At 66.4% G+C, this 16967-nt stretch carries 19 protein-coding genes; 9 read left to right on the top strand and 10 right to left on the bottom strand.

The window, feature by feature from the left end:
• Window positions 1-23: 23 nt before the first annotated feature.
• Window positions 24-881, top strand: a complete 858-nt coding sequence (locus ACX12F_RS14840) for a hypothetical protein (protein ID WP_459365324.1) — start codon at window positions 24-26, stop codon at window positions 879-881.
• On the opposite strand, the gene aceA is transcribed toward ACX12F_RS14840, so the two are convergent.
• The 3 genes from aceA to ACX12F_RS14825 all read right to left on the bottom strand — a co-directional run bounded on the left by aceA (window position 878) and on the right by ACX12F_RS14825 (window position 4314).
• Complete coding sequence (gene aceA, locus ACX12F_RS14835) at window positions 878-3154, bottom strand: isocitrate lyase ICL2 (RefSeq protein ID WP_459365323.1); 2277 nt, start codon at window positions 3152-3154, stop codon at window positions 878-880. The genes ACX12F_RS14840 and aceA overlap by 4 nt on opposite strands.
• 74 nt (window positions 3155-3228) lie before the next feature.
• On the bottom strand, window positions 3229-3624 hold the full coding sequence (locus tag ACX12F_RS14830) for a tautomerase family protein (RefSeq protein ID WP_459365322.1): 396 nt from the start codon (window positions 3622-3624) through the stop codon (window positions 3229-3231).
• Window positions 3625-3678: 54 nt separating this feature from the next.
• Entirely contained in the window at window positions 3679-4314 is a 636-nt protein-coding gene (locus tag ACX12F_RS14825) for a GAP family protein (protein WP_459365321.1), read from the bottom strand.
• Window positions 4315-4398: 84 nt separating this feature from the next.
• Between ACX12F_RS14825 and ACX12F_RS14820 the strand changes: the two genes are divergently transcribed.
• The 5 genes from ACX12F_RS14820 (at window position 4399) to ACX12F_RS14800 (ending at window position 9664) form a co-directional block, all read left to right on the top strand.
• On the top strand, window positions 4399-6963 hold the full coding sequence (locus ACX12F_RS14820; RefSeq protein ID WP_459365320.1) for a DEAD/DEAH box helicase: 2565 nt from the start codon (window positions 4399-4401) through the stop codon (window positions 6961-6963).
• A 26-nt stretch (window positions 6964-6989) separates the two neighbouring features.
• The gene (locus ACX12F_RS14815) at window positions 6990-8141 is read left to right on the top strand and encodes an acyltransferase family protein (protein ID WP_459365319.1); all 1152 of its coding nucleotides are present in this window, start codon (window positions 6990-6992) and stop codon (window positions 8139-8141) included.
• 27 nt (window positions 8142-8168) lie between these two features.
• Window positions 8169-8669 (top strand): UCP032817 domain-containing protein, encoded by a 501-nt coding sequence (locus tag ACX12F_RS14810; protein WP_459365318.1) that lies wholly within the window; start codon window positions 8169-8171, stop codon window positions 8667-8669.
• 64 nt (window positions 8670-8733) lie between these two features.
• Window positions 8734-9327, top strand: a complete 594-nt coding sequence (locus tag ACX12F_RS14805) for a hypothetical protein (RefSeq protein WP_459365317.1) — start codon at window positions 8734-8736, stop codon at window positions 9325-9327.
• A 61-nt stretch (window positions 9328-9388) separates the two neighbouring features.
• On the top strand, window positions 9389-9664 hold the full coding sequence (locus ACX12F_RS14800; RefSeq protein ID WP_459365316.1) for a hypothetical protein: 276 nt from the start codon (window positions 9389-9391) through the stop codon (window positions 9662-9664).
• Between the two features lie 10 nt (window positions 9665-9674).
• Here ACX12F_RS14800 and ACX12F_RS14795 read toward each other — a convergent pair whose 3' ends face one another.
• The 6 genes from ACX12F_RS14795 to ACX12F_RS14770 form a co-directional block, all read right to left on the bottom strand.
• Complete coding sequence (locus ACX12F_RS14795; protein ID WP_459365315.1) at window positions 9675-10358, bottom strand: sensor domain-containing protein; 684 nt, start codon at window positions 10356-10358, stop codon at window positions 9675-9677.
• Window positions 10359-10540: 182 nt separating this feature from the next.
• The gene (locus ACX12F_RS14790; RefSeq protein WP_459365314.1) at window positions 10541-11182 is read right to left on the bottom strand and encodes an FKBP-type peptidyl-prolyl cis-trans isomerase; all 642 of its coding nucleotides are present in this window, start codon (window positions 11180-11182) and stop codon (window positions 10541-10543) included.
• Window positions 11183-11192: 10 nt separating this feature from the next.
• The gene (locus tag ACX12F_RS14785) at window positions 11193-11807 is read right to left on the bottom strand and encodes a class I SAM-dependent methyltransferase (RefSeq protein ID WP_459365313.1); all 615 of its coding nucleotides are present in this window, start codon (window positions 11805-11807) and stop codon (window positions 11193-11195) included.
• A gap of 312 nt (window positions 11808-12119) precedes the next feature.
• Entirely contained in the window at window positions 12120-12950 is an 831-nt protein-coding gene (locus ACX12F_RS14780; protein ID WP_459365312.1) for a DUF4436 domain-containing protein, read from the bottom strand.
• Between the two features lie 56 nt (window positions 12951-13006).
• Window positions 13007-13519 carry a DUF302 domain-containing protein gene (locus ACX12F_RS14775; protein WP_459365311.1) on the bottom strand — a complete coding sequence of 171 codons (513 nt, stop codon included), beginning with the start codon at window positions 13517-13519 and terminating at the stop codon, window positions 13007-13009.
• 1 nt (window position 13520) lies between these two features.
• Window positions 13521-14264, bottom strand: a complete 744-nt coding sequence (locus ACX12F_RS14770; RefSeq protein ID WP_459365310.1) for a DUF8737 domain-containing protein — start codon at window positions 14262-14264, stop codon at window positions 13521-13523.
• A 108-nt stretch (window positions 14265-14372) separates the two neighbouring features.
• Here ACX12F_RS14770 and ACX12F_RS14765 point away from each other — a divergent pair, with 108 nt between their 5' ends.
• The 3 genes from ACX12F_RS14765 (at window position 14373) to ACX12F_RS14755 (ending at window position 15823) form a co-directional block, all read left to right on the top strand.
• Window positions 14373-14957 (top strand): TetR/AcrR family transcriptional regulator, encoded by a 585-nt coding sequence (locus ACX12F_RS14765; protein ID WP_459365309.1) that lies wholly within the window; start codon window positions 14373-14375, stop codon window positions 14955-14957.
• Between the two features lie 61 nt (window positions 14958-15018).
• Window positions 15019-15426 (top strand): flavin reductase family protein, encoded by a 408-nt coding sequence (locus ACX12F_RS14760; protein ID WP_459365308.1) that lies wholly within the window; start codon window positions 15019-15021, stop codon window positions 15424-15426.
• A gap of 28 nt (window positions 15427-15454) precedes the next feature.
• Window positions 15455-15823, top strand: a complete 369-nt coding sequence (locus ACX12F_RS14755; RefSeq protein WP_459365307.1) for a zinc ribbon domain-containing protein YjdM — start codon at window positions 15455-15457, stop codon at window positions 15821-15823.
• 2 nt (window positions 15824-15825) lie between these two features.
• On the opposite strand, the gene ACX12F_RS14750 is transcribed toward ACX12F_RS14755, so the two are convergent.
• Window positions 15826-16842 carry a TIGR03617 family F420-dependent LLM class oxidoreductase gene (locus ACX12F_RS14750; RefSeq protein ID WP_459365306.1) on the bottom strand — a complete coding sequence of 339 codons (1017 nt, stop codon included), beginning with the start codon at window positions 16840-16842 and terminating at the stop codon, window positions 15826-15828.
• Between the last annotated feature and the right edge of the window lie 125 nt (window positions 16843-16967).

The raw sequence follows: 16967 nt of genomic DNA, 5'->3' as shown, positions 1-16967 counted from the left end.
TTCGCCCGTGCCGGAGCCGCGCAATGCTGATCGGCGTCGTCGCGGCTCTGGTTGCCTGTTTCAGTTACGGCACCGCTTCGGTCCTACAGTCGCACGCCGCGCGCAAGTCGGCCGGCGAGGCTGGCGAAGCCGGCCCCACTCTGCGCTTGACGATCGCGGCGATGCTGGCGCCGCTTTTCCTGGCCGGCATGGCGTTGGACGGGCTGGGGTTCCTCGGCAGCCTGGTGTCGGCGCGGCTGATCCCGCTGTTTCTTTCCCAGACCATCATGAGCGCCAATCTCGCGGTGACGGCCGTCCTCAGCGTTGTGGTTCTCGACGTGCGACTGCGGGCCCGGGATTGGGCCGCCATCGCCACAGTCCTTGCGGCCTTGTGTGTTCTGGGCTTCAGCGCCGGCGAGCTCGGCAACGCGGTGCCGGGCCGGCACATGCATTGGAGCGTCTTGGCGGTGTCGCTGCTCATCTTCGTCTTCGGGGTCGCGCTCGTCCGGTTGCTCGGCAAGAAGGCGGCGGTGCCGGCGGGGCTCATCGCCGGTGTGCTGTACGGCGCCATGGCCGTCGCGGTCCGGATCGCCCACGGTCTCGACCCGCTGCGGTGGCATGAACTCATCTCCGACCCGGCGGCGTGGGCGGTCGTGATCGCGGGCGTGGGCGGGTTCTACCTGTTCACCGTCGCGTTGCAGGTGGGTTCGGTGAACGGAGTTGCGGCCGCACTCGTCATGGGCGAGACCGTGATCCCCGGTGTGGTCGGTGTTCTGCTGCTCGGTGATGTGGCCAAGCCGGGGCTCGGGTGGTTGGTGGGGGTCGCATTCGCGACCGCAGTGGCCGGTGCGGTCGCGATTGCGATTTTCGGTACGGCAGAGCCGGATTCGGCCCGCCCCTAGTCCTCCTTGCGGATCAGGCGGCCGAGCGCCTCGCGGTCCGGCGCCAGCAGTTCGTCGATTCGCCGCTGGTTCACGTCGGCCACGATGATCTCTCCGACCTCTTGATAGACATTGCTGAACAGGCCGTGCGACTTCATCTTCTCGGTCTGGTAGATGTTGTCCTCGGTCGGCGTCACGTAGTAGACGATCTCCGACTTGAACCGGTGGATCAGCCACACGTGGATCAGATCCATTAGGCGCTTCTGCCGCAGCTTCGCGGCGAAGGTGTTCTGGTCGCGCACCGTGAGGATGTTGCGGCCGTGCCGGTCCTTGATCGGGTCGACGACGACGTTCGCCAGCGGCTCGTCACCGCTGCCGTAGATGCCCAGGTCCAGGACGTCGGACCCGGCGCGGCGGGGACGCAGCTGAACGTGCAGCTTCTCGCCGATCTGGTAGTGGTCGCTCCACATGGCCAGCCACTCTTCGAGCAGCTTCTTGGGCACCTCTGTCTGGACCAGGTGCTGGTGCTGAGTCGAGCCGGCGCCCATGGCCTTGGTGGTGGCCGTGCGACCCGACGATGCCGCCAGCGCGGCATCGCTGCGCGGCCCACCGACGAGCGTTTGCGGTGTGCGGTAGGGAGATTCGACCAGGCGCATCTTGCGTTGGAGCCTGGCGAGCGCCAGCATGCCCTCCTGTCGCAAGGACGTCGCGAACTCCTCGCACGCCACCCCGTCCACCTGGTGGCCGCCGTAGGTGATGAAGTTGAAGACGAACCCCATCTTGCCGAGCTCCTCGGGGAACGCGCGCATTTCGTCGTCAGTCATGCCGGTGGTGTCCCAGTTGAACGACGGCGACAGGTTGTACGCCAGCATCTGGTCGGGGAACTCGGCATGGATGGCCTCCGCGAATTCGCGGGCCTCGGCCAGATCAGCGGTCTTGGTCTCCATCCACAGGATGTCGGCAAACGGCGCGGCCGCAAGGGATTTGGCGATGGCATAGGGGATGCCGCCACGCACCTGGTAGTAGCCCTCGGGGGTCTTGGCGAGCTCACAGTCCCACGCCACGTCCGCCCCCAGTTCGCGCGCCTTCTCTCGAGCCGCGTACAGCGACGCGCGGGCGGCGAACTTGCGCCACTCCTCGGGGCTCACCGTGGTGGCCTCACCCTCCTTGGCCCGGAACTGCAGCACCTCGGCGACGGCCTCGCAGTAGGTGTTCAGTCCTGAATCCGCCTGCCAGGCCTCGACGAACTTCGACTCGACCTTGTCGAACACCGAGTCGACGGACTGCCCGGAATTCTGGTCCCAGACAGCCGCGGCTTCGTCGATGAGGCCTGAGATACCGTGGCTGTCCAGCCACGCCTCGGCGGTGGCGTATTGCCCCTCGGGCAGCGCGTACAGCAGGTGCCCGCGCAGGTCGGTGACACCCTTGTCATGGAACCGCCTGACCATGGCCAGGAAGCACGACTTGTAGGACGGAATCTTGAGGTTGGTGGCGCCCAGCAGGAACGGCTGGTCGCGCTCGTCGGCAGCACTGTCGATGAGGTTGGCGGCCTCGGCGTCGGTGCGGGCCACGATGATTCCGGGCACGCCCATCATGTCGAGCTGGAAGCGCGCGGTGTTGAGGCGCTTGAGCTGTTCGTCCGACGGGACCAGCACCTTGCCGCCCTGATGGCCGCACTTCTTGGTGCCGGGCCGCTGATCCTCGATGTGGTAGCCGGGCACGCCGGACTCGACAAAACGGCGAATCAGGTTGCGTACGTGCGCATCTCCGCCGTGGCCGGTGTCGGCGTCGGCGATGATGAACGGCCGGTAATCGATGGCCGGCGTGGTCGCCCGCTGTTCATCGGTCATCTGCAGGCGCAGGTACTGCTGATTGCGGTCCGCGGTCAGCAGGGCGCGCACGAGGCCCGCGGCTTCGTCGGGCACCTGGCTCAGCGGGTAGCTGGCCAGGTCGGGCCCGGGGTCCTCACTGATGGAGCCCTTGGCCGAAGTCGCCCAGCCACCCAGATAGATGCCTTCGATGCCGATCCGCTTCATGACCACCGCCTGGCCGGGGGAGTACGGCCCGAAGGTGGTGATGCTCTTCTTCTGCGCGAACAATTCCCGCAACCGCGGATAGAACGCTTCGGCGGCCTGCCTGGCCACCGGATAGTCCGACGGGATGGTGCCACGCTGTTCGACGACCTGACGCGCGGTGTAGAGGCGCGTGATGCCGTCGAAGCGGGGGCTGTCGAAATACTCCTGCACGGCGGCGACGTTCTGCTCGAACGACGTCGCAACTGCTTCGAGAGTCATGGACTGCTCCTTGCTGAGCTTGTTTCCGATGAGCCCTCCGAGCCTATCGCCGCGGGGCGGCCGGGAGTACGCGATCAGACATTCACATCGAAGCCGAGGTCGACATCGCAGGCCGCCTGCCCGCCCCGGACGCCCCAGTTCTCGAGCGCGCTCTCGCGCAGCAGGATCGTGATGTGGTCGGCCGGAATGCCGAACGCGGCAAGGCGGCCCGCGATCTCGCGGTACAGCGCGCGCTTGGCGTCCACTGAACGGCCGGCGAAACAGTCGATGGTCACCAGCGTGTAGCGCTCGGGGTGCGCCAGGTGCGGCGCGTGCGAAAACCGGTGCGGTTCATGGACCACCAGCCGGACGTGCTTGTCACCGACCGGGATCTGGAACGCGGCCACCAGCGCACCGTGGACGGCATCGATGATGGCGACCTCGTCGGCCTGGCGGTACTGACGGCGTACTTCGATCAGTGAACTCGGCATGGCTCGGATCGTCACACTCCATCCGCCGTCCGCGCACCTGAATTTCCGCCGGTGTCACGACGACGCCACCACGACCAGGAGCGCCCCGACGCCCGTCAATGTCACCGCCGTGATCGCGGCCGTGTGTTCCTGCACCCAGTGCCGCATCCGCTCCAGGCCTTTCTCGGCGTAACGCGAAGCCACCAGGTGCGCGAGGATCGGGGCGGCGGTGGTGGATCCCGCGACCGCGACGAAAAAGGCGATGGCGCCGGCCTTTTCGACGGGAGCGGCCAGGAAGGCGTCGATGGCCACGCCGCCGGCGACACACGCCAGGATGAACTTGGGGTTCGCGATGGCGAAGACCGCGCCCATGACCCCCGTGACCAGTGGCGACGCGGTCTGCAGCCGGGTGAGCCAACCGGTGGCCTTGGCATAGTGCGCGCGCCGCAACCAGGTGAGGACGCCGAGTGCGATCAGTGCGATGCCGATGCCGAGCTGTAAGCGCGAACTGGTCGCGGCGGCGTGTGACTGCCCGACGGGTGACACCAACACCACCGCGCTGATGACGGCCGTGATCCCGGCGAGCCACCCGCCCAGGTAGGTCAGACCCGCACCGCGGGGCCGGTCGGAGTACAGCAGGAGCAGCACCGGCGGCAGGACCGCCATCGGGGACAGCGCCACGATGAGCGCGTCGGGGATCAACCACGTCACGCTGCCATCTTGCCTGCGCGCATCCTGCCTTGTGGCTGCCCGCCGCAGACGCGCGGTCGGTGATCGGGCACGCTGGAGCACACGATGGCAGCCCGCATATCCCTCTTGGACGACCCCGCCGACCTGTCCGCGCTGCGCGCGACGGGCGCCGACCCCGACGAACTGCTTGCGTCATTCGCCGAATGGGCTGATGCGGCGGGCACAGCGCTGTACCCGGCGCAGGAGGAAGCGCTGATCGAGCTGGCCAGTGGCGCCAATGTAGTGCTGGCGACGCCAACGGGTTCCGGCAAGTCGCTGGTGGCCACGGGCGGGGTGTACTTCGCTCTTGCGGGTGCGGACGCGAGGAGCAATAGGGAAAGCAGCCGGCGAACTTATTACACCGCGCCGATCAAGGCCCTGGTCAGCGAGAAGTTCTTCGCCTTGTGCGACGTGTTCGGCGCCGCCAACGTCGGCATGCTCACCGGCGACGCGGCGGTCAACGCCGGCGCTCCGATCATCGCCTGTACGGCGGAGATCCTCGCCAACATCGCGCTGCGTGAGGGCGCGCAGGCGGACATCGGACTGGTGGTGATGGACGAGTTCCATTTCTACGGCGACCCCGATCGCGGCTGGGCGTGGCAGGTGCCGCTGCTCGAGTTGCCCAGAGCTCAGTTCCTGTTGATGTCGGCGACGCTCGGCGACGTGACCGTCTTGCGTGAGGACCTCACTCGGCGCACCGGCCGGCCGACGGCGCTGGTCGCTGGCGCCGAGCGCCCGGTGCCGCTGTTCTACAGCTACGCCACCACCGCGATGCACGAGACCATCGCCGACCTGCTGCAGACCAAACAGTCACCGATCTACGTCGTGCACTTCACCCAGGCTGCCGCGCTGGAGCGGGCCCAGGCGCTGATGAGCGTCAACGTGAGCACCAAGGAGGAGAAGGCGGCCATCGCCGACCACATCGGCGGCTTCCGCTTCACCACCGCGTTCGGCTCGACGCTGTCGCGGCTGGTCCGGCACGGCATCGGCGTGCACCACGCCGGCATGCTGCCGAAGTACCGGCGTCTGGTGGAGCAGCTGGCCCAGGCGGGCTTGTTGAAGGTCATCTGCGGCACTGACACTCTCGGCGTCGGCATCAACGTGCCGATCCGCACGGTCGTGTTCTCGGCGCTGTCGAAGTACGACGGCACCCGCACGCGGTTGCTCAATGCCCGCGAGTTCCACCAGATCGCCGGGCGGGCCGGACGGGCGGGCTACGACACGGCGGGCACCGTCGTGGTGCAGGCACCCGAGCACGAGGTGGAGAACCTCAAACAGTTCGCCAAGGTCGCAGACGATCCGAAGAAGCGGCGAAAACTGGTGCGCCGCAAGGCGCCTGAGGGCATGGTGCCCTGGGGCGAGAACACCATGAAGCGACTCGTCGAGGCCGCGCCCGAAGCGCTGACCAGTAACATGCGAGTCTCCACCGCCATGATCCTCGACGTCGTCGACCGCCGCGGTGACCCCTGTCTGGCCATGCGCCGGCTGCTCGGCGACAACCACGAGCCGCGCAAGCGGCAGTTGCGGCACATCCGCGAGGCGGTCGGCATCGCGCGCTCGCTTCTGCAGGCCGGGGTGCTGGAACGACTGCCGGAACCGGAGCCCGACGGGAGGCGCTACCGGCTGACCGTCGACCTGCCGCCGGATTTCGCGCTGAACCAGCCGCTGTCGACGTTCGCGCTCGCCGCGGTGGAACTGCTCGATCCCGATTCGGAAACTTTTGCCCGCGATGTGGTCTCGGTGATCGAGGCCACGCTCGAGGACCCCCGCCAGATCCTGGCAGCACAGTTGAAAAAGGCCCGCGGCGAGGCCGTTGCCGCGATGAAGGCCGAGGGTATCGAATACGACGAGCGCATCGAATTGCTCGACGACGTCACCTACCCACGGCCGCTGAACGAACTGCTGATGCACTGCTTCGAGGTGTACTGCCGCACCAACCCATGGGCGGCCGACGGGCACCCGGCCCCCAAGTCCGTCGTCCGCGAGATGTGGGAGCAGGGGCTCACGTTCAAGGAGTACGTGAGTGCCTACGGGCTGACCCGGACCGAGGGCGCGGTGCTGCGCTATCTGTCCGACGCGTTCAAAGCGCTGCGGTCCGGTGTTCCGGCGGCCGCCCGGACCGACGAGCTCACCGACATCGTGGAGTGGCTGGGTGAGCTTGTGCGCCAGGTTGATTCGAGCCTGCTCGACGAATGGGAACAGTTGACCAGTGCCGATCAGGTCGACGAGGTGGCCGTCATGGCGCCGGTGCGTCCACTGACCGGCAACGAGCGGGCGTTCACCGCGATGGTGCGCAACGCCTTGTTCCGCCGGGTGGAGCTCTGGGCCCGGCGCCGCTGGGACGAACTCGGGGCCCTCGATGCCGGGTCGGGATGGACGGCGCAGCGGTGGCAAGCCGCGGGGGAGACGTACTTCACCGAGCACGAGGACGTTGGTACCGGAGCGGATGCCCGCGGGCCGGCCATGTTGATCTTCGACCGCGCGCCCGGTGTGTGGCGTGTTCGGCAGATCCTCGATGACCCCGCGCACGATCACGACTGGGGCATCGACGTGGAAGTCGACCTGGCGGCGTCCGACGAGGACGGCGCCCCGGTCATCCGGGTTGTCGATGTGGGGCTTTTCGGTAGCTGAGCGCGGTTCTCGGGCACACTGTGCGCATGAGTGCACGTGCCGCCGAGCCCGTGAGCGGGACGCGTGGGTTCCTGCCTGCGGTCGAGGGCCTGCGGGCCGCCGCGGCCTTGGGCGTGGTGCTCACGCATGTGGCGCTGCAGACGGGTTACACCGACGGTGTCGTCGGCCGGTTGCTGGCCCGCTTCGACCTGGCGGTGGCCGTGTTCTTCGCGCTGTCCGGTTTCCTGCTCTGGCGTGGCCACGCCGCTGCGGCGCACGGGTTGCGGTCCGATCCCGAGGTGGCGCCCTACTACCGTTCTCGGCTCGTCCGGATCATGCCCGCCTACCTGCTCACGGTGGTCGCGGTGCTGACCCTGTTGCCGGACGCCCACGGTGCCGACCGGACGGTGTGGATCGCGAACCTGACCCTCACCCAGGTCTTCATTCCGAAGACGCTGATCGCCGGGCTCACGCAGATGTGGAGCCTGTCGGTCGAGATGGCGTTCTATCTCGTGGTACCGCTGTTGGCGCTGACGGTTGCGAAACTGCCACTGCGCCTGCGGGTTCCGGCGATCGCCGGCGTCGCCCTGCTCAGCTTCGGCTGGGGTTATCTGCCGATCCCGACGTACCACGGGGCCAATCCGCTGAACTGGTTGCCGGCCTACGCCTCGTGGTTTGCCGTCGGGATGTTGTTGGCGGAGTGGATATTCCGGCCCTATGGCTGGCTGCATCAGTTGGCCCGGCAGCGAACCATCCTGATGATTGTGGCCGCCCTGGCGTTCCTGGTCGCGGCGTCTCCGCTGGCCATGCCGGGTGGGCACCACCACGCGACGCTCGGCCAGTTCATCGTGCGGACGGCTCTGGGGGCCGTCATCGCCGGAACTCTGTTGGCGCCGTTGGTCCTCGGCGCTCCGGACGATCGGCATCGGGTGCTGGGCAGTGCACCGATGGTGACGCTGGGCCGCTGGTCGTATGGCCTGTTCCTGTGGCACCTGGCCGCGTTGGACATGGTGCTCGGCATGGTCGGGCGGACGACGTTTCCGGGGGCGCTGCCGGTGGTGATGGTCTTGACGACGACGTTCGGATTCGCGGTGGCTGCGGTGAGTTATGCGCTCCTGGAGGAGCCGTGCCGGATGGCGCTGCGGCGCTGGGAAGCCCGGCGGCAGACTCGCATGCCGGTGCCGACGACAATCGGATAGCTGCCGCCACGACCTACAGTTGCAGGGGTGCGATTCAAGCGCCAGGGGCCGCTCGACCAGATGAACGCCGCGGTGGCGGATCTCGAACTGCCCGCCGCAGTCTTCAAGACCTGCCCCTGGCAGCCGCGGGATCTCGTCGAGGAGGGCCTGCGGCAGTGGTTGCGGTGTTGCGGGGCGGCCATGCGGGACGGTCAGGTGATCGGGATGCCGTCGCACGCCGTCGATGAGGCCTGGCATGGCTTGATCCTGTGCACTGCAAGGTATAAAGCGTTCTGCGACGCTGCGTACGGCCAGTTTCTGCACCATCACCCCGAGGGTGGGGCTCCCACCGGTGCGGTGGTCGAGCCGATGCACGAGCAGCTCCGCCGCACGGTCATCGCCTGGGAAAAAGTCGCCGGGCCCGACGAAGTCTGCGTGCTGTGGGATCTCGACCATCGGGTCGGTGTCGACGAGCCGTGGGGTATCGCCTCGACTCGGGTCGACGAGATTCGGTCGGCCTACCGGGCTTTGCAGGTCCGAACGAGGTGACGGCGGGCCGCCCACGCGATAGCCTGAGCCGTTACGGAGGCCGGCGGAGAGGACGGACGAGCATTTGAAGACCGAGCGAGAGCGTTTCCGACCGCCAGTGATCGTCGGCGGCATCCTGCTTGCCGGCGCGTTCGCGGCGGCCGGTCCGGCTGCGGCGGACCCCGCCACACCGACGACGCCCGCACCCGGCCAGCCGGTCGTGGAGCCAGCAGGCGGTCCGAGCGGCCCCGTCGCCGCGCCGCCGATGGGTCCACCGACGGTGCCCGAGATCGACAACCCGACTTATGGCGCCGGCAACACGCCGGGTCAGTTGGGATACCTGCGGGACATCTGGCACACGTTCCACAGCGGCAACCCGCTCGAAGCGCTCACCATGGCGCCCGAAGAAGCGCCCGGGCCCCCGCCCGGAGCAGGACCGGCGCCGAAACTGCCTCCCGGCTTCATCTCGCTCAACGACCCGGCGTCGTCGAACCCGATCGTCGACACCGGCCCCAAGACCGGTGGACCACCACTGCCTCCGGGCTATTACCCGCTGAACGGTCCGCCACCGCCGGGGTATTACGACCCGAAGCCGGGTTCTGCTCCGGTGACACCGGCAGAAGGTCCCGACGCGCCGCCGCCGCCTGCCGCCGGATTCGTGCCCACCCCGTCGCACTGAGCATTCGGCATAATGTGATTACATACGCTAAGTAATCGCAGTCGACGTGGGGAGCAAGTGCATGACCTCGATCAAGAAGACTTTGTCTGCCGCCGCCATCGCTGGGTCGCTCTCGGCGGCGGCGCTCGGTTTCGGCATGCCGCTGGCAGCCGCTCAGCCTCCGCCACCGGCGCCCGGACAGGGTGAGGTTCCGCCGTCGTGGGCTCCGAAAAAGCCGGCCGAGGTCTGGGACGGTCAGCCCGTCGTGTGGACCTCGGCCTGGGGTGGTCGCTGGGGCGTCTGGATCAACGACGCCTTCATCACCCTGACGTCGAACCCGGTCACCAACGGCGGTTAGACCGCCCGCGTCACCATCGCGCTGCGACGTTGGTACCGATCTGGTTGGCGATCTGGACCGCCGTGTCCGCCGGATCGGGACTGCATGTGTTGATGTCGATGATGACGTTGTTCTTGTGTGCCAAGGCGCGGCCGCACGCCCAACCGGGTGCGGCCGCGTCTTGTTCGGTCGAGACCACGCTGAGGGTGTCGTGCGCATTCGTCATCGGCCCGACGGTCCACTGCGACTGACTCTGCGTGTGCGTGTAGCGCTTGCACGCCGGCCACTGCTGGGCTGACGTGTTGAAGAACTCCTGCGCCTTGTCCTGCGTCGGGAACAGCACCACCGCCTGCTTCAGGTAGTGCGTGAATTTGTCGCCGTCGTTCATGCTCTGCTCGCGCTCGGCCCAGAACCCGCTGCCCGCGTATACCGTCGCTTCCGCAGCGCCGTCGATGACGAGGCACTCGGGTGGTGCCATCGTGCTGCTGTTGTCCGACATCGTGGCCTGGGCGCCGAGCACCGTCATGGCCGCCGATCCCATGGTCGCGTTCACCTGCTCGGGGTTCAGCAGCAGCCCGTCCAGTTCACGTTCGACCAGCGGCCGGGCCACCATCGGCGGCGTGGTCACCGGCACGGCCTTACCCGGGGTGCTGCCACATCCCGCGGTCAGAACACCAACCACGGCAACGGTGACCGCGGCGACTGAGCTGCGCATATATCCTCCCGTCGCGGCAGCGGCGACCTACTGACGTCCCGTGCTGTCCTCCGCAGCGCGGTACTTCAACATTTCTATTGTTGCGTCAATTGAGGTCGGGCCGCCGTTACTCGACGGTGTTTCGCGGTAACGATGAACGATGTTCTTGATAACAGGTTCGCCGCCACGCCGCAGCCTGACGATCAGTTCGATACGTCGAGGATTTTGATCGCGAAGACCAACGAGTCGCCCTTCTCGATGCCGGCACTCGGCTGGCCGTCGGGGTAGCCGTCGGCAGACGTCATCGCGACGGCGACGGTGGAGCCCACCTTCTGACCGGCGATGGCCTTCTGGAAGCCGGGCACCACGCGCATGAGTGAGAAGGTGGCGGGGGCGCCGCGGTCATAGGCGCTGTCGAACTTCGATCCATCGCGACCGTTGAAGCCCGCGTAGCAGACGGACACCGTCGCGGTTTCGGGGACGACGGGCCCGGTGCCGGCCTTCAGTGTCTGCACCTGCGTCTGGTTGACGATGAACGGACCCTTGACGGTGACGACGGGCGCCGTGGTGTCGGTGGATCCGGTGACGGCAACGCTGCCGGTGGCCCCGTTGAGCGTCCACTCGGGCGAACCGGCCTGGCCCTCGGCCATCGGGCAGCTGCGGGCAGCTGCTGTTGACGAGTTGTCCAGGGCGGTCGCCGGGGATGGGGTTGTGGTGACCAGCGGAGCCTGGGTGGTGGTCGCCGCTGCGGGTTTGTCGTCGGAACCACATGCGGTGAGGGCGACGGCGAGTGATGCGGCGCAGGCGGTCAGTGCAACGGAGGAAGACACGCGGGAGAGGTTCACCGGTGTCACGCTACCCGGGCGGGATCGGGATGAGGACTGCGACCAAAAAGTCGGATTTGTCGGTGAACAGCCGCAGATCCCAGGTGGACAGCAGCAGGTCCGGGGTGAGGCCGGCTTGGCTGGCGTCCTGGAAGAACTGACCGAACTCGTAGTCACGGCCCGCGCCGAAACCGATCACCACGCGGCCGTCGTCGGCCAGGTGCGCGCGCAGCCGGGAGAGCACCTGCACCCGGGTACTCGGGGCGACGAACGTCATCACGTTGCCGGCGGACACGATCAGGTCGAACGGCTCGGCGATGCCGCGAGCCGGCAGATCGAGTTCGGCGAGGTCGGCCACCAGCCAGCGGGGTCCGGGGTGGTCCTCTTCGGCGGCCGCGATGAGCGCAGGGTCGACGTCCACCCCGACCACGTCGTGGCCGGCCGCTGCGAGGTATCCGCCGACCCGGCCGGGGCCGCAGCCGGCGTCGAGAATCCGCGCGCCGCGTGGGGCCATCGCGTCGATCAGGCGGGCTTCGCCCACGAGATCCTCACCGGCGCGAGCCAATGCCCGAAACCGTTCGATGTACCACTGCGAGTGGCCAGGATCGGCCTCGACTTTCTGCATCCACAGGCTCTGCTCGACCATGCGTCCATTGTGGCAAGCCCGAGTTGCACCGGCTGACGGCGTCCCGATCAACGCGGCTGCCGACCATGGCGCGCGATGAGATCCGCTGCCGACATGCTCGACGTGGGATGGCCGGATCCCGCGCTGGTACTCGACCGGATCGAATCCACACGGAGACGAGCGGCAAGCTCGGCCACGGTGTCCATGGGGGTGGGCGGCGTTGTGGTGGTCACGGCGAGCTCATACCCGATGTCGGGCTCAGTACACCCTATTCGGGCTTGAGGTGCCGCCAGCGGCATCTCAAGCTAATCCATAAAGCAGGATGATGTTTGGCTACTGTGCAAGATGTCGCCACCAGCAGGTGATGTAAAGACTCATCGACGCCACCAACGTCACGATCACCCACAGCACGACGGACACGTCGATCCATGTACCGATGGGTGGCGCGTCGGGCAGCGCGTTGCGCAATGGCACCACGGCGAAAAGCATTGCGGCAAACCATGTCGTCATCGGCGGCTGGAACTTGCGGCGGTTGCGTGCGGTCTGAATCGCCACGACCGCGCCCAGCACGGCAATCGTGACGAGTGCGCCGACAAGCACCGCGGCGAACGCGGCTGTGCTCGGTGAGCGCTGCGTGTCGACGCGATAGACGCCCGGTACGGCGCCATTCCCGTCAGCCGGAATGTGGAACATCCAGCCCGGCACACGATCGAAAAATGCGGGCGCCACGCGGATCGGTACGTGCGAGGCGCCACGGAACAATTCGACGGTGATCGGGCCCGATCGGTAGTGATCGAATGGGTAGCCGCCAGGGTCTCCGGACAGGATCAGGGCGACGGGGAAGACGTCGGGCACCATGCCTTTCGTCCATGTGCGGCGGGTGGGTGTCACTGCGGATTGCACTGCGACACTGAGGTCTTCGAGCAATCCATGGGTTTGCGGGTCCAGTAGCGCCGGCCCGGGCACCACTGTGACGTTGGCGACCATGTCGCCTTTGACCGCATGGACCTCGTTCAGGTCGATGGTCACGGTGGTGCCGTCTGCTGTCGGTATCGGTTCGCTGACCCGGCTCGGGTGTCCCAGTCCGGTACTCGCATACAGCGCAATCGTCGTGATGTACACCGCGATGACGACCACCACGCCAGCGATTACCCGGACCTTCATCGACGACCCTCTCCCATGGCACTGGCAGGAGTGTAAATTAGTTTCGCGTCGACTGTTCAGATCGCGTCGAGCTCGGCAGGAACGGTCACGTCCAGCAGGCGCAGCAGGGCGGCGATCTTGGCGTCGAGTCGCGACCCGACCTCGGCGATCCGGCTATCGCCGAAACTCCCGAATCTGGTCGACGGCTGGTCGAGGCTCAGATGCACAGCGCCGTCGGAATCTTCGTAGATGGCCACGCGCATCGGTGCGTAGAGCATGATGCCTGGATCGTGGCGGAACATCGTCTCGGCGATCACATTGTTTCCCACCATGTACGTCACGGCGCGCGCTCGGTTCCCGGCCAGCATCATCATCGGCGTCGCATCCAGGGTCCAGAAGTTGACGAAAGAATGCGGTGCGTGCGCTGCGGTGTACTGCTGCACCGCGGCGAGGTCGCCTCTTCCGATGACTGCGGTGAGCTCTGCGAAATCGATTGTGGGAACCAGGCGTTCGAAATTCTGACGCAGGCCCTCGAACGTGTCGCCGGTGCCGAGGACGAAGCGATTGACCTGGTGGGCAATGGTGGTCATGTCAGGCTCCAACCAGGGCAGGCTCGGCCTTGGCGGACGCGGAAGCTGCGAGCTTGAGCTTGCGCAACGACACGATGTGCAGCGCCGCAGCGAGTGGGACCAAGGTGGTCGGAATCAGGACCAGCGGCAGCAGAGCGATCTGCTCGGTGGACGGCGACAACTGAAGAATATGTGCCAGGCCCGGCGCCGCGGTGACGCCGAGTGCGGTCGCGACCACGAGGTCCAGCAGGCCCAGAACGTTGAACCACACCAACCGGCGGTTGACGCGCCCGTGCCGGAGCTCGCGGGCAAGGTAGATTGCGCCCAAACCGATTGCGATATCACCCAATCCGGCGGGCAGTGCGAATCCGGCCGGTAGGTCACCCAGCGCCATGACGATCAAGAAGGCGGCCCCTTCCACCCGGAAGATCTGAGCGACGGCCAGCCACCATTGCGTGTCCGGTTGATCGAGGATTCGCGACACCACCGGCACCCGGGTTGCCAGCAAGACTGCCACGAGGGGTACCACCATGGCCAGGGCCAACCACGGCTCGATCTTCGCGGGTGCGAATCGGTACACGTCGGCTCTGGCCAGTGCTGAACTCGCCAAAACCCAAGAGAGCGAGAATGTTCCGAATGTGAACGCGAGGGTGACTGCAGCCCGACGTCCCGAGTCGGCGGCGATGGCACCACGGAACAACATCGCGATGATTGTTGCGACGGTGCCGATCAATCCGGCTACCACAATCGCCCATACATAGCCCATGACGTTCTCCTGATCTGTTGATTCTGCCGAACACTTGGTTAGTTTCCGAACAGCATGTTCAATTGAAGGGAGCTGGCCGAAATTCCGTCAACAACCAACGGGGGCGAGATGTCCACAACCGAACATGACCCGAATTATGTTCGGAATTCCGGCGACCGGCGGGTCAGGCGCACCCGCAAGCTGCTCCATTCGGCGTTCCTGGAACTCGTCGTGGAAAAGGGCTATGACAAGACCACCATCCAGGACATTCTCGACCGCGCCGATGTCGGCCGCTCGACGTTCTACGTCCACTTCCGGGACAAAGAAGCGCTGCTGACCGCGAGTTTCGATGAGATGCGCGATCAGCTCGAGGAGGCCCTCTCAGCCATTCCGATGTCCGGTGTCGTCGACGTAACCTTGCCTGCAACAATGCTTTTCAGTCACGCTCACCGACATCAACAGATCTACCGAGCTTTGTGCGGCCGACACGGTGGTGATGTGGTCCAGCGTCACCTGAGGCATCTGATCGGCGACGTGCTGCGTAAGCACCTGCGACCTCAGTTCGCCTCGGCGGCTTCGGCAGTGCCTGCCGAGGTGGCGGCCGAATTCCACACCTCGGCGACGCTCGGCCTCCTGGCGTGGTGGATCGACCACGACTTCTGCAACGGACCCCACTGGCTCACCGCGGCGTACCACACGCTGGCGCTGCCCTGATTTATCGCCCGTCAGCTACGCCGGGTGTCTCGCACTGCTGTCCCTGCTCGGAGGACCGGTGATGAAATCAAGCAGCGCTTTCGACGACTTCGTCGACCTGTTGGACTATCCGATGTTCGTGGTCACGGCCCGGGCCGATGGCCGGATGGGCGGATGCCTGGTCGGTTTTGCCACCCAGGCCAGCATCGACCCGCCGAGGTTCCTGGTCGGCTTGTCTCGTCAGAACCACACGACCTCGATCGCGCGCGCGGCCACCCATCTCGCGGTGCATGTGTTGCTGCGCGAGGACGTGCCGTTGGCCGAATTGTTCGGCGGGGAGACGGTTCGTCGGCGAGATCGTGCAGAGATTCGACATGGGGACCACGTCGGTCATCTACTGGTACCGGTGACGGGATCCGCGGCCAACACCGGGCGCCGGCCCGTGTACTTCACCGACGTGAAGGACCTCAGCCCGGGGCACGGGGCGTAGCCCGATTGCCAAGCGCGACAATTGTCGGATGACGGAAACTGCCGCAACGCCCCCCTGCCCTGAATGTGCCAGTGAGTACACCTACGAGTCCGGAGCGCTCTACGCCTGCCCTATGTGCGGCCATGAGTGGGCTGAGGGCGACAACGGGGAGGGCGACACCGACAGCGGGCGCGTGGTCAAGGACGCCGTCGGCAACGTACTGATCGACGGCGACACCGTCACGCTCGTCAAGAGCGTCAAGGTGTCGGGTGGCGGCGGCGGTGCCATCAAGGTGGGAACCAAGGTTCGTGGCATCACGCTCATCACCGACGGCGTCGGTGATCACGACATCGACGCCAACGTACCGGGTTTCGGTCGCCTGCAGCTCAAGTCGAGCGTCGTCAAGAAGTCCTCTTGACGTCAGCGAGCTGACAACCGCTGGGCGATCTCACCGTATCGTTCGAAGCGGTCCCATCCGCCGAGAGCGTTGTACAGCACGATGCGCGTGGCGACGCCTTCGTATCTGTCAATGAGCCTGTCCGCCAATTCATCCCACGTGCATTCAGTGGCGAACGCAGCGATGTGCTCATCGGTGATCTCTGCCATCATGCCCGCTGTGTCGCCGGTCTTCTGCTTCTCCCGCAGGCGTCCGGTGGTGCCCTCGAAACCGGCCTCGTCCCAGATGAACGCGTAATTGGGTGTGCTGCCGTAGAAGCTCATGCTGGCGCGGATGAATTCGCGTTCGTGGTGCCGTTCTTCATCGCTGTCGCCGACGATCGTCATCGCCGGGATGATCATGTCGATATTGGCGGGGGAGCGGCCCGCCTTCTCGGCGCCGGCAGCGATATTGGGCAGCACGTGGCGGGCGATGTAGCCGGGCTCGCCGAGCGGGTGAACGTGCACGCCGTCGGCGACTTCGCCGGCCATGCGCAGCATCCACGGATTCACCGCCGCGATGTCGACTTTGGGGTCGGGCACGTCAATGGGTCCCGGGCTCCACTGTGGCGTGATGAAGTCCAGGTCGTAGAAATCGCCGTGGTGGTCGAGCTTGCCGGTCCGAAAGGCGGTGAAGCACGCCTTGACAGCGCGCACGTAGTCGCGCAGTCGCGGGCCCGGTTGCTCGAAGGGCATGCCGTAGCGCCGCACCACGTGCGTCCGCACTTGGGTGCCGATGCCGAGCCGGAACCTGCCGCCGGTGGCTTCCTGGAGTTCCCACGCCGATGCCGCCGTGACAAACGGACTGCGTGGAAAAGCCACTGCGACGCCGGTGGACAGTTCGAGTCCAGGAGCCGCTTGGGATGCGACCGCGGCGCTCAGATAAGCAGTCCGCCCGGTCTCGGTCAACAGCAGGCCGGAGAATCCGGCTGCTTGAGTGCGTTGGGCAAGTGCGGCCATCTGAGCCAACGGCTGCGGAACGGTCATCACGTCGACGTGCACAGTGGCAGCCTACGTCTGCGGCAGCCTTGAGAGTGGCGAGATGCGTAGCACCACAGGCAAAGTCGGCATCCCAAACCTCTGGCGGAGAAGTTGTGGCGTCTTGCCGGGGAGGGGAGTATTATCGA

The organism is Mycolicibacterium sp. HS_4_1, from assembly GCF_054515875.1.
This window is presented reverse-complemented; position numbering and strand designations above follow the sequence as displayed.

Excerpts from the sequence above, each read along its gene's own strand:
- ACX12F_RS14755 (WP_459365307.1), top strand. The coding sequence starts at position 15,455 with ATGACGGAAACTGCCGCAACGCCCCCCTGCCCTGAATGTGCCAGTGAG.
- ACX12F_RS14815 (WP_459365319.1), top strand. The coding sequence starts at position 6,990 with ATGAGTGCACGTGCCGCCGAGCCCGTGAGCGGGACGCGTGGGTTCCTG.
- ACX12F_RS14840 (WP_459365324.1), top strand. The coding sequence starts at position 24 with ATGCTGATCGGCGTCGTCGCGGCTCTGGTTGCCTGTTTCAGTTACGGC.
- ACX12F_RS14765 (WP_459365309.1), top strand. The coding sequence starts at position 14,373 with ATGTCCACAACCGAACATGACCCGAATTATGTTCGGAATTCCGGCGAC.
- ACX12F_RS14760 (WP_459365308.1), top strand. The coding sequence starts at position 15,019 with ATGAAATCAAGCAGCGCTTTCGACGACTTCGTCGACCTGTTGGACTAT.
- ACX12F_RS14775 (WP_459365311.1), bottom strand. The coding sequence starts at position 13,519 with ATGACCACCATTGCCCACCAGGTCAATCGCTTCGTCCTCGGCACCGGC.
- aceA (WP_459365323.1), bottom strand. The coding sequence starts at position 3,154 with ATGACTCTCGAAGCAGTTGCGACGTCGTTCGAGCAGAACGTCGCCGCC.
- ACX12F_RS14800 (WP_459365316.1), top strand. The coding sequence starts at position 9,389 with ATGACCTCGATCAAGAAGACTTTGTCTGCCGCCGCCATCGCTGGGTCG.
- ACX12F_RS14785 (WP_459365313.1), bottom strand. The coding sequence starts at position 11,807 with ATGGTCGAGCAGAGCCTGTGGATGCAGAAAGTCGAGGCCGATCCTGGC.
- ACX12F_RS14795 (WP_459365315.1), bottom strand. The coding sequence starts at position 10,358 with ATGCGCAGCTCAGTCGCCGCGGTCACCGTTGCCGTGGTTGGTGTTCTG.
- ACX12F_RS14830 (WP_459365322.1), bottom strand. The coding sequence starts at position 3,624 with ATGCCGAGTTCACTGATCGAAGTACGCCGTCAGTACCGCCAGGCCGAC.
- ACX12F_RS14780 (WP_459365312.1), bottom strand. The coding sequence starts at position 12,950 with ATGAAGGTCCGGGTAATCGCTGGCGTGGTGGTCGTCATCGCGGTGTAC.
- ACX12F_RS14820 (WP_459365320.1), top strand. The coding sequence starts at position 4,399 with ATGGCAGCCCGCATATCCCTCTTGGACGACCCCGCCGACCTGTCCGCG.
- ACX12F_RS14770 (WP_459365310.1), bottom strand. The coding sequence starts at position 14,264 with ATGGGCTATGTATGGGCGATTGTGGTAGCCGGATTGATCGGCACCGTC.